The 12082-nt window shown below is 59.5% G+C and carries 6 protein-coding genes; 4 read left to right on the top strand and 2 right to left on the bottom strand.

The genetic code is table 11. The features are described from left to right. A complete protein-coding gene (locus GYN08_RS09700) occupies positions 1-339 on the top strand; it encodes a four-helix bundle copper-binding protein (protein WP_166274014.1) in 339 nt (112 codons plus the stop codon). Between the two features lie 257 nt (positions 340-596). Continuing rightward, on the top strand, positions 597-2957 hold the full coding sequence (helD, locus tag GYN08_RS09695) for an RNA polymerase recycling motor HelD (RefSeq protein ID WP_166274013.1): 2361 nt from the start codon (positions 597-599) through the stop codon (positions 2955-2957). Positions 2958-3080: 123 nt separating this feature from the next. Here helD and GYN08_RS09690 read toward each other — a convergent pair whose 3' ends face one another. Together GYN08_RS09690 and GYN08_RS09685 are read right to left on the bottom strand one after the other, a co-directional pair. Continuing rightward, the gene (locus tag GYN08_RS09690; protein WP_166274012.1) at positions 3081-5126 is read right to left on the bottom strand and encodes a methyl-accepting chemotaxis protein; all 2046 of its coding nucleotides are present in this window, start codon (positions 5124-5126) and stop codon (positions 3081-3083) included. Between the two features lie 110 nt (positions 5127-5236). After that, entirely contained in the window at positions 5237-6139 is a 903-nt protein-coding gene (locus GYN08_RS09685) for a helix-turn-helix transcriptional regulator (RefSeq protein WP_166274011.1), read from the bottom strand. 243 nt (positions 6140-6382) lie between these two features. On the opposite strand from GYN08_RS09685, the gene yicI reads away from it, so the two are divergent. Both yicI and GYN08_RS09675 read left to right on the top strand, forming a co-directional pair. Then, a complete protein-coding gene (gene yicI, locus GYN08_RS09680) occupies positions 6383-8695 on the top strand; it encodes an alpha-xylosidase (protein ID WP_166274010.1) in 2313 nt (770 codons plus the stop codon). A 206-nt stretch (positions 8696-8901) separates the two neighbouring features. Continuing rightward, the gene (locus GYN08_RS09675; protein ID WP_166274009.1) at positions 8902-12021 is read left to right on the top strand and encodes a glycoside hydrolase family 3 protein; all 3120 of its coding nucleotides are present in this window, start codon (positions 8902-8904) and stop codon (positions 12019-12021) included. The last annotated feature ends 61 nt before the right edge of the window (positions 12022-12082 follow it).

The raw sequence follows: 12082 nt of genomic DNA, 5'->3' as shown, positions 1-12082 counted from the left end.
ATGACAAAAGAACAAATGCGCCAGTGCATCGACGAATGTCTGAAATGCATGGAAGTCTGCAACAACTGTTACGACGCCTGCCTGCAGGAAAAAGACGTAGCGATGATGCGCGATTGCATCCGTCTCGACCGGATGTGCGCGGATATGTGCGAATTTGCGGCCAGAGCGATGACGCAAAACAGCCCGTATGCGGCACAAATTTGCGCCCTGTGCGCGCAAATCTGCGAAGACTGCGGCAAGGAATGCGCCAAACACGATATGGATCACTGTCAGCGCTGCGCGGAGCAGTGCAAACGCTGCGCTCAGGTATGCCGGGAGATGTCCGGTCAGGTGGCATAAATAAGCATCCGAACGTAAAAAAAGGGAAGGAAAACCGGATGTCCGGCGATCCTTCCCTTTCTCTATGGCCGGAACTGCCGGCAGATTGAAAACAAGCGTTAAAACAAAAAAAACACCCCGAGGCCCGGTTGATTTCACCGGCTTGCAGGCGTACAATAAAAATCTATCGCGATAAATAAAGGGTTATATTAACATTTATGACACTAATTATATCATCATTTACGGGTGGTGTCAATAGCCAAGAGGGGGACGGAAGGATGGAAATTACGGATGTCGAATGGAAAAGGGAACAGAAGCGCGTCGACGACGTGACGGTCAAGATCGCCCGCCGCATCGCTTCTCTTGAAGCGCAGGTCGGCGAAATGCGGGGAGACGTCGTGGGGCTCCGCAAAGAATTCTGGGACGAAGTCACGATGAACTTTGCCGAACCGGACGACCTGGGCGAAACGTCGACCAGCATGCGGCAGCAGTCGCAGGTGCTGGCGGAGCGGGAATTCGGCCACAAGCGCGCCTATTCCCAGCTCGGCAAGCTGCGCCGTCTCAAAAATTCGCCTTATTTCGGACGGATCGACTTTCGGGAAGAAGGAGAAAATTCCGCCGAACCGATCTATCTCGGCATCGCCTCGATGCAGGACGACAATGAACAGGATTTCCTGATCTACGATTGGCGCGCGCCGGTATCGAGCCTGTATTACGACGGCTCGCCCGGCAGCGTCTCCTATCGCACGCCGGGCGGAAGCGTGGAAGGCGAAATGGAACTCAAGCGCCAGTACGTCATCCGGGACGCCAAGATCCGGGTCATGTTCGATACGGGCATGACGATCGGCGACGAGCTGCTTCAGGAAGTGCTCAGCCAGAGCGCCGACGACAAAATGAAAAGCATCGTCTCGACGATTCAGCGCGAGCAGAACGCGATCATCCGCAACGAGCAGAGCCGTCTGCTCGTCGTGCAGGGCGCCGCGGGCAGCGGCAAGACTTCCGCGGCTCTTCAGCGCGTGGCCTATCTTCTGTACCGCTACCGGGATACGCTGAGCGCGGATCAGCTGGTGCTCTTTTCCCCGAATTCGCTGTTCGGCAGCTACGTCTCGACGGTACTGCCGGAACTTGGCGAAGAGAATATGCTGCAGACGACGTTCCAGGCTTATCTGGAGCGCCGGATCGGCCGCGAATTCGAGCTCGAAGACGCGTTCGATCAGCTGGAGTATCTGCTGCGCGGCGATGTCGAGGAGGACGGGGAATACGAAGCGCGGCTGGCCGGCATCCGCTATAAGTCGTCGCTGGATTATTTGCGGGTAATTCGCGCCTACCGGGAACATCTGGCGGAGCGCGACATGATGTTCCGGCCGATCCGCTTCCAGGGGCACGAGATCGTCTCCGCCGAAGATATGCGCCGCCGGTTCTACGATTTCGATCCTTCCGTCAAAATTCCGAGCCGGATCGAGCAGATGGGCAAGTGGCTGCTGAAGGAAGTGAGCGAATACGGCAAAAGCCAGCGCGACGAGGAATGGGTGGACGACCAGATCCAACTGCTCGATTCCAGCGCGCTGCACAAAGCCTACAACCAGATGCGCCGCAAGCAAAAAGGGGCTGCCGATACGTTCGACGATTACGACCAGCAGCGTGAAGCGGCGGCCCGCATGATCGTCAACGACTGGTTGAAGCCGGTGCGCAAGTGGATCAAGCGTCAGCGTTTCGTCGACGTCAAAGGCATGTACCGCCGTCTCTACAAGGACGAAAGCCTGTTCACGCATCTGTCCGGAGGACGTTCTCTTCCGTATCTGTGGCATGAGTTCGCCCGGCAGACGCAGGATCGCTTGGCGAAGTCCGAGCTGATGTTCGAAGACGCCACGCCGCTGCTGCTGCTGCGCGAGCTGCTGCAGGGCTTCATCACCAACACGGCGATCCGCCACATCATCGTCGACGAGGTGCAGGATTATACCCCGTTCCAGCTGGAATTCCTGAAGCGCCTGTTTCCGCGCGCCCGCATGACGGCGCTCGGCGATCTCAACCAGGCGATCTACGGCCACGACTCCGCGCTGGACGATTACGATCCGCTGTTGAACCTGTACGGCCGCGAAGAAAGCATGGTGCTGCGGTTGACCCGCAGCTACCGGTCGACGCGCGAGATTACGGAGTTCACCAAAGCGATGCTGCCGGAAGGCGAAATGATCGTGCCGTTTACCCGCAGCGGGGAGAAGCCTCTGCTTCGCCGGTTCGCGGCGGATGCGGAAACGGACATGGAAGAAGCGATCGCCGCGGATATCGAAGAGCTGCGCCGAAGCGGCCTCGATTACACGGCGATCATCTGCAAGACGCAGAGCGAGTGCGGCGAGCTGCACAAGCGGCTGAAAGACCGGCTGAACACGCGGTTGATCACCAAAAACACGCCGGCGTTCGAGAAAGGAACGATCATCGTTCCGGCTTACTTGGCGAAAGGCGTCGAGTTCGACGCGGCGCTGCTGTATAACGCTTCCGCCGAGCGCTACTGCCGCGAATCCGAGCGGAAGCTGTTCTACACGGCATGCACGCGGGCGATGCACGTGCTGCGTTTGTATTCGCTGGGAGAAGAGAGCCCGTTCGTGACGGGCGTGGACCGCCAATTGTACGACGCGCGCTGACCGAAACTTTTGCGCAAAAAAGGCTCCCTCGGGGAAGCAGGCTTTTGCTGTCGCCTGCCTTCCGGGGGAGCTTTCTGCATGAATATAAGGAAAATCCGGCTTTGAGCGGAACTTTGCCAGGGATCAAATCTTGAACTGCTCGAGCAGTTCCTGCAGTTCCTGCACCATGGTGCTGAGCGACTTGGCGGAAAACGAAACTTCTTCCATGGCGGCCTGCTGCTGCTCGTTGGCGGCGGCCACGTTCTGGGTGGCGTCGGACGCGTCGCCCGAGATCCGGGCCAGCTCTTCCATCGTCGCGCTGATCTGCTGGGAGCCGGCCGACATTTGCTCGGAGACCGTGGATACTTCCAGAATCTGATGGACGATCTGCCGGATTTCTTCGACGATGCCGGTGAACGCCTTGCCCGCGTCTTCCACGAGCGCCGTGCTGGAGTAGACCGCTTTCGTTCCGTTTTCGACCGAGAGAGCGGCGGACCGCGTGTCTCCCTGCATCTCTTCGATGATTTCCCGGACTTTCTGGGCGGAATCGGTCGTCTTTTCGGCAAGCTTGCCGATCTCCGCGGCCACTACGGCAAATCCTCGTCCGTGTTCGCCCGCGCGAGCGGCTTCGATTCCGGCATTCAGCGACAGCAGATTCGTCTGCGTGCTGATGCCGCTGATCACGTCGATGATATTGCCGATATCGATCGAACGCGTTCGGAGCTGTTCCATGTGTTCGGAGGTCAGCGAGACGGCGCGGTTGGCTTCGCCCATGTCCCGGACGGCCTGCTGGATGATCTCGTTGCCCTGCGCAGCCTGCTCCGACGTATGGCGCGAGGCCTCGTGCAGAGCCGACGACGATTCCGAGATTCGCTGAATGCCCGCGGCCAATTCTTCAAGCGAAGTGGCGCTTTCGCGCGTTCCTTTGAGCTGCTGTTCGGCGCCGGCGGCGACTTCCTGAATCGTGTTCGAGATGTCTTCGGCCGCGGCCTTGGTCTCGTCTGCGCTGGCCGTCAGCTCTTCCGCGGTAGACGCCACATGCAGCGAATGCTCGGTGACTTTGCCCATCATTTTGCGCAGCAGCTCGCTTGTGCCGTTCAAATTTTCCGCCATTTTGCCGAATTCGTCCTGCGTTTTGACCGCGATCGTATAAGTGAAATCGCCACGGGCCAGATGTTCGGCCATCGAGTTGACGCGCGCCGTATGCGCCGTCAGATTGCGCGCGTACAGCAGAATGACCGCGACGATCAGCACGGTGCCGACCAGCAGGAAGATCAAAGCCTGCAGCAGCATGGAATTTATTTTTTCTTTCAGTTCCGCGTCCGGCAAAGCGAGAGCGACGATCCAATCGGTCTGCTCCAGCTTCGCGAAGTAGACGTGAACGATCCCGTCGGGAGAATCGTAGAAGGCGGAACCTTCGCCGTCCTGCAGAATCGTTTTGGCCAGAGCGGACAGGGCGGGGTCCGGGTCATCCTGGAGTTTGGCTTTCATGACTTTGTCCGTATCGGGCCCCGCCAGGTAAGTGCCGTCCCGGCCGAGCATGAACGCCCAACCGCTGCTGCCCACATGGGTTTCGGATACGATATTCTGCACCGTGTTCAAATTGATGTCGCCGGTAGTGACCGCCACGAACCGATCCTGACCGTCATAGACGGGAACGGCTGCCGTCACCATGGTCGTTTGGGTCGTATCGTCGTAAAAAGGGTCGGTATATTTGATTTCTTTTTGGTCGACCGCCAGCTTGTACCAGGGCTGTTCGGGATAGTTGTAACCCGGATCGCTGTAATCGTGCGTCACCTTAATTTGATCCTGTTCGCGGAAAGCGTAGGAGGAGAAAAATTCGGTGCCGGGAGCGTACAGTCGAGGTTCGAAATAAATGCCGACGCCGAACGTGTCTTTGTTGATGTCAAGCGCATTTTCGAGAGCCGCGTCGTAATCCGTCAGACTCAGCTTTTTATAGTGGCCCTGAATGGACTTGGCCAGCGTTTCCGGTACCCTTCCGTGGGAAGCGATCCGGTTTTGAATGCTTTGAGCGGTATTGCCCAGCTGTTCTTGCATGCCGATTTCCGTCTGCTGCAGGAGCAAACCGTGCGATTTGAAAATAACGGCGGCGGAAACACCGATCACAATCACCAGCAGCAGCGGCAGAATGAGCAGTAATGTTTTCGCTTTGATGCTTTTTACTCGCATAGATCCGGCCTCCGTCTCCAAAAAAATAACAATCTTCTCTAACTATATCGACGCCAAGAGAAATGATTTTAGAAGAAAATGTTAGTTTTTTGGAAAAGAGGGGCGGAAGATTAAGACTCGGCCGCCGCGGCTGCGCCTTCGGCCAGCCTTTTCCGATACTGCGACGGCGTGCATCCCTGATGCTGCTTGAATACGGAGATGAAGTAGCTCAGACTGTCGAAGCCGACTTCCATCGCGATCTCGACGATCTTGTGGCCGCTGGTTTCGAGCAGGCGGCAGGCCTGTTGGGTCCGGTAGCGGTTGAGATAGTCGACGGGACTTTTGTGCGCCATGCTTTTGAAAAAACGGCAGAAGTGCCCTTCGCTCATGCCGAGCAGCGCGGCCAAATCGCCGAGCTTGATCGGCGAAGCGTAGCGCTCGTGCATGAAGCCCAGCACCGTCTTCAGCCGCTCGACCTTCTCGCGGTCGGCGCTCGGAACGGAAGGGGCGTTTTCGCGCATATGCCCTTGGAGCAGCGCGAAAACCTGCAGCAGCCGGGCTTTCGTCGTCAGTTCGAACGCCGGGGCGGCCCGTTCGTTGTCGGCGATGACCGAGGCGATCAAATCCAAAATTTCGCGTTCCCATGCTTCGCGTCCGGTCAGATGCGGCGGAGGGAGCGCCTTTTTTTGCAGCAGGGGATCGATGAATTTTTCCTGAAGCGCGTCATATCCCCGACTCGACAAAAATTCCGCTCCGAACACGATCGCCGAAAACGCGCACGGTTCGTCGCCGATCCGGTAGCCCGCGTGCAGCTCGCCGCCGTGGACGAACATGGCTTCGCCCGCCCCCACTTCGTAATATTCCGTGCCGATCTGGAATTTGATCCGGCCGCGGGTAACGAGCGTGAATTCCCATTCTTCATGCCAATGGCAGTCCATGATGGTGGTGTAGTCGAGATCTTCCATGACATAGCTGCTGACCGGGTACATGGGGTTGCCGTGAATGCGTTGTTCTTTCAATAAAGCATGGTCCATAACGGGTCTCCTTTTCGACATTCTATGAAATCGTTTCCAAATAGTGGCGGGTAAGCAGCTTGGAGGAAACGGAAAAGATCAAAATCCTGATACTTTAGATCAAAATAGCGGAAGAAATTTAGCATAAAGATCAATATCATTATAAATGAAAAGACCGCCGAATGAAAAGCGGTCCCGAAGGTTCAGCTGCGGCCGCCGATAGGCGCCGGAGCGCTTCCACCACTGCCAAGGAGGCTATTATTCATGAAATTTACCGATGGATATTGGATGGTCCGCGAAGGATATAACATGCAGAGCCCGGTCGACATCCGCGACGTGGTTCAAAAAGGCGATTCGATGACCGTGTATACGGCCACGAAAAGAGTCGAAAAGAAAGGCGACACGCTCAACGCGACGCTGCTGAAATCGACGTTCAGCTCCCCGATGCCGAACGTGATCCGCGTCCGTCTGAACCGTCACGCCGGCGGCGTGAAGAAATCTCCCGAATTCGAACTGTACGAGTCGGAAACGAACGTGCAGATGACCCATAACGACGACGAGATCGCGCTGCAAAGCGGCGAACTGCGCGTCAGCATCAAGAAAAACACCGGTTACGCGACCGAGTTTCATTACGGGAACCGCCGCCTGACGGGCAGCGCGTTCAAGCGCGCCGCGCACATCGAAGCGAAAGCCGAAGGCAAAACGTACTTCCGCGAGCAGCTCGATCTGGGCATCGGCGAATACGTATACGGTCTGGGCGAGCGCTTCACTCCGTTCGTGAAGAACGGCCAAGTCGTCGACATCTGGAACGAAGACGGCGGCACGAGCAGCGAGCAGGCTTACAAAAACATTCCGTTCTACCTGTCCAACAAAGGCTACGGCGTATTCGTCAACCACCCGGAAAAAGTTTCGTTCGAAGTGGCTTCGGAGAACGTGTCGAAAGTCCAGTTCAGCGTCGAAGGCGAAACGCTGGAATACTTCATCATCGGCGGCGAAACGCCGAAAGACGTTCTCGACAACTACACCAAGCTGACCGGCAAACCGGCCCTTCCTCCGGCATGGACCTTCGGTCTGTGGCTGACGACTTCGTTCACGACGGATTACGACGAAGCGACGGTCAACCATTTCGTCGACGGCATGAGCGAGCGCGATCTGCCGCTGTCCGTTTTCCACTTCGACTGCTTCTGGATGAAGGAATACCAGTGGACGGACTTCGAATGGGACAAAGACGTCTTCCCGGACCCTGCGGGCCTGCTGAAGCGCCTTAAGGACAAAGGACTGAAGATCTGCGTCTGGATCAACCCGTATATCGCGGAGAAATCCGTTCTGTTCGACGAAGGCATGGAGAACGGCTATCTGGTGAAACGTCCGGACGGCAGCATCTGGCAGTGGGATCTGTGGCAGGCGGGCATGGGTCTTGTCGACTTTACGAACCCGGCGGCCGTCGACTGGTACAAAGGCAAACTGGCCGAGCTCGTCGATCAGGGCGTGGACTGCTTCAAAACGGACTTCGGCGAAAGAATCCCGACGGACGTCGTCTATCACGACGGCTCCGACCCGGTCAAAATGCACAACTACTACACGTTCCTGTACAATAAAGCGGTATTCGAAGTGCTGGAAGAGAAGCTCGGCAAAAACGAAGCGGCGCTGTTCGCCCGTTCGGCTACGGTCGGCGGCCAGCAGTTCCCGGTTCACTGGGGCGGCGACTGCTCGTCGAACTACGAATCGATGGCGGAAAGTCTGCGCGGCGGCCTGTCGCTCGGCGTATCCGGCTTCAGCTTCTGGTCCCACGATATCTCCGGCTTCGAAATGACGGCTCCGGCCGACGTGTACAAGCGCTGGGTGCAGTTCGGCCTGCTGTCCTCGCACAGCCGCCTGCACGGCAACGAATCGTACCGGGTGCCTTGGCTGTTCGACGAAGAAGCGGTGGACGTGCTGCGCAAATTCACGAAGCTCAAAAACTCGCTCATGCCGTATCTGTTCAACCAGGCTGCGGAATCGGCGGCGCGCGGCATTCCGATGATGCGTCCGATGTTCCTCGAGTTCCCGGAAGATCCGACCTGCGGACCGCTCGACCTGCAGTACATGTTCGGCGATTCGATTCTCGTCGCGCCGATCTTCAACGAGCAGGGCGACGTGACTTATTACCTGCCTGCGGGCAAATGGACGGGCCTGCTGGACGGCCAAACGAAAGAAGGCGGACGCTGGTACAGCGAAAACTACGACTTCATGAGCCTGCCGGTCTTCGTCAGAGAAGGCACGCTGTTGGCCGTCGGTTCCGACGACAGCAAACCGGACTACGATTACGCGAACGGCGTGACGCTGCATCTGTTCGATCTGGAAGACGGCAAAACGGCTTCCGCGAACATCATCGGCATCGACACGAAGCAGCAGCTCGAAGCTTCGGCCGCGCGCAGCGGAAACGAAATCAAAATCAGCGTGTCGGGCGGTCAGAACGTCAAGATCGTGCTGCGGGGCATTTCCTCCGCTTCGTCCGTGGACGGCGCTTCGAACGAAGCAAGCGAGCAGGGTCTCGTGCTGACGCCTGCAGGCGGCCGCGTGACGGTCACGCTCTAAAATATCGTACAGAGCAAGGGGTAAGGAGACGCTTCGGGAGAAGCGCTTCCTTACCCCGCTTGCGTATGGGGCGATCCTCGCCGCTCGATCGGTTTTTCGGCATACGCGGACGGATGAGAGTATACTAGCGGAAGCGCGCGGGAATTCGCGTCCCGCGCTTTCTTAAGCCGATTATGGAAACGCTTTAGTCGAAAGGAGAACAACAGATGACCGAATTGTATTTGGATGCTTCAAGACCGCTGGAAGAACGGGTGCGGGATCTGGTCTCGCGCTTTACGCCCGAAGAGAAGCTGTCGCTGCTTCCGACCCGGCAGGAAGCGGTAGAGCGGTTGGGCGTGCCCGCGTACAAAGTCGGCGGCGAAGCGGCGCACGGCGTAGCCTGGAAAGGCGTGGCTACCGTTTTTCCCCAGCCGATGGGGCTGTCGTCGACCTGGAACAAAGAGCTGCTGCGCGAGATCGGCTCCGTCATCGGCGACGAAGCGCGCAGCTATTACCGCAGCGAGCCGGAGACGCACGGGCTGACGCTGTGGGCGCCGACGGTCGATATGGAGCGGAATCCGCTGTGGGGACGCACGGAGGAAGCGTACGGCGAAGACCCGCATCTGGCGGGCAAGCTTGCGGCGAATTTGGCGCGCGGCATGCAGGGCGAGCATGCTTTTTATTTGAAAATGGTGGCGACGCTTAAGCATTTCTTCGCCAACAACAACGAAGTCGGGCGGCTGGACGGTTCTTCGAGCGTAACGCCGCGCAATATGCGCGAATATTATCTCGAAGCGTTCCGCATTCCGTTCGAGGAAGGCGGCGCCCTGTCGATGATGACCGCTTACAACTCGATCAACGGTACCCCGGCGATCGAAAGCCCTTACGTGCGGCGCTTCGTCAAAGACGAGTGGAAGATGGACGGCTTCATCGTCTGCGACGGCGGCGACCTGTCGCAGACGGTCAACTTTCACCATTATCGCGATTCGCATGCGGAATCGGTGGCGGGTGCCCTGCTCGCCGGCGTCGACAGTCTGACCGACGAGCCGACGCTTGTAATCGCGGCGGCGCGCGAAGCGCTGGAGCGCCGCCTGATCGGGGAGGAAGACGTCGACCGCGCGCTGGTCAACGTCTTCCGCATCCGGTTCCGGCTCGGCCAGTTCGATCCGGAACCGGACAATCCGTACGCGAGCCTTCCGGAATCGATCCTGTGCGCGCCGGAACACGCCGCGCTGGCGAAGCGGGCGGCGGCGCAGTCCGTCGTGCTGCTGAAGAACGACGGCATTCTGCCGCTGCGCCGCGCGGAGATCGAAAGCGCAGCCGTCGTCGGACCGACGGCCGACGCGGTGTGGACGGATTGGTACAGCGGCACGCTGCCTTACCGCGTGTCGATTCTGGACGGCATTCGAGCGAAGCTGGATGCCGAGGGCGCCGCGCGAGGCACGGGCGCGGCGGGCGAATCGGCGCGGCGGATTGCGGGCGCGGCGACGGTGCGGGAAGCCAACGAAGCCGCGGCGGCCGCCGCGGACGAGGCGGCCCGCTGGTTGGCCGTCCGGGCGAAGGCGGAGGGCGGCGCAAGAGCCGCTCGCGAAGGCGAGAGCAGGGCGGGCAGCGTTCGCTATGCCGAAGGCAGCGATACGGTAAGGCTGCATGATGCCGGCGGACAAGGCGTACTCGCCGTTCAGTCCGGCGAAGCGGGCACCTTGGCGCTGGAGCCGGACTTCGGAGAGAGCGGAGCCGACGCTTCGCGCTTCGAGCTGACCCGGTGGGGTTGGGGACAGCATACGCTTCGCGCCCATGCCAACGGCCGCTTCGTCAGCGCGCAGGATGCCCGGCCTCTCGCGGCTTCGGCCGAACAGATCGGCGGTTGGTTCGTGAAAGAATTGTTCGACCTGAAGGAAGGGCAGGGAGGCGAAGCGACGCTGCGCCAGTGGAACGGCGTGCCGATCGGCTGGAGCGAAGCCGATCGTTCGGCCGGGAATGCCCGGTCGATCGGGGAGGCGCGGTCGAACGAAGAGGCCGGAGCGGGACATGGCGCGAAGGAAGTCCGCACGCTGCGCGCCCTGGTCGTCGAGAGCGAAGAGGCGGCCGCGCCGCTGACGTTGGAAACGGTAAAGGACGGCATCGCGGAAGCGGCCGAAGCGGCCCGGCTCAGCGACATCGCGATTGTCTGCGTGGGCAACAGCCCGTACATTAACGGCAAGGAAGAAATCGATCGCCCTTCGCTGTCGCTGCCTCCGCGCCAGGAAGAATTGATTCGGGCCGTGCATGCCGCCAATCCCCGTACCGTCGTCGTGATCGTCGGCAGCTATCCGTTCGCCCTGGGCGAGATCGCCGATTCGGTTCCGGCGGTTCTGTACATGGCGCACGGCGGGCAGGAAATGGGATCGGCGCTGGCCGACGCGCTGTTCGGGGACTCCGCGCCGGCGGGAAGGCTCAGCATGACCTGGTACCGCTCCGAGAAAGATCTGGCCCACATGCTGGACTACGATATCGCCAAGAGCGGACAGACCTATCAATATTTCGCGGGAGACGTCCTGTACCCGTTCGGTCACGGCATCACGTATACGAGTTTCGATTACGGAACGATCAAGCTGGAGCGCGAATCGTTCGAGGCGGAGGATACCGTTCGTATCGAATTCGTGCTCACCAATACGGGCGGCACGGACAGCGAAGAAGTCCCGCAGCTCTACGTCCGGGCGGAAAATCCTTCCGCGAAGCGGCCGCTGAAGCAGCTGAAGGGGTTCGAACGGGTATTCGTTCCGGCGGGGCAGAGCCGTACGGTCGCGTTCGAGCTGCCCGTAAGCGAACTGGCCTTCTGGGATGTGTCGCGGGACAAGTTCTGCGTGGAATCGGGGGCCTATACGCTGATGGTCGGTTCTTCTTCGGCCGACATTCGCGCGAGTACGGTCATTGCGGTAAGCGGAGAGACCGTCCCGCCGCGAAATTTATACCAAACGACAAGGGCGGAAAATTTCGACGATTACGAGAACGCGCTGCTGGACGAGGGAGAGCGCGGTCAGACCGCCGTGCGCGTCGCGGACCCGACGCTGCCCGGCGAATTGACCTTCCGCGGCGTCGACCTTTCGCGGGGGATTGCCGGCTGGACGCTGCGCGTACGCAACGGCGGTACCGCCGGACGGATCGAACTTCGTCTGGGCGGAGCGGACGGCGCAGTCCTGGGCGTTTCGGATATCGCGGGCGCCAAGGAAGGCGAATGGAGCACGCTGCGCGGCACGTACGCTTCGAATAATCCGCTTCTTTCGGGGCCGGCCGAACTGCATATGTCGCTCTTCGGGTCGCTGCGGCTGGGCGAATTGGCTCTAATTCCGGCGCCCTTCGCTTGACACCTTCGAAGCCGCCCCTTATCGTCAAAGGGCGGCTTCTTGGCGCAGACGGAACCCCGGG

The organism is Saccharibacillus alkalitolerans, from assembly GCF_011090185.1.
GTDB lineage: Bacteria > Bacillota > Bacilli > Paenibacillales > Paenibacillaceae > Saccharibacillus > Saccharibacillus alkalitolerans.
Note: the sequence above shows the minus strand (reverse complement) of the source record. Positions and strands in the feature narration are given on the sequence as shown.

Coding starts and splice junctions, on each gene's coding strand:
- GYN08_RS09700 (WP_166274014.1), top strand. CDS start 1: ATGACAAAAGAACAAATGCGCCAGTGCATCGACGAATGTCTGAAATGC.
- helD (WP_166274013.1), top strand. CDS start 597: ATGGAAATTACGGATGTCGAATGGAAAAGGGAACAGAAGCGCGTCGAC.
- GYN08_RS09690 (WP_166274012.1), bottom strand. CDS start 5,126: ATGCGAGTAAAAAGCATCAAAGCGAAAACATTACTGCTCATTCTGCCG.
- GYN08_RS09685 (WP_166274011.1), bottom strand. CDS start 6,139: ATGGACCATGCTTTATTGAAAGAACAACGCATTCACGGCAACCCCATG.
- yicI (WP_166274010.1), top strand. CDS start 6,383: ATGAAATTTACCGATGGATATTGGATGGTCCGCGAAGGATATAACATG.
- GYN08_RS09675 (WP_166274009.1), top strand. CDS start 8,902: ATGACCGAATTGTATTTGGATGCTTCAAGACCGCTGGAAGAACGGGTG.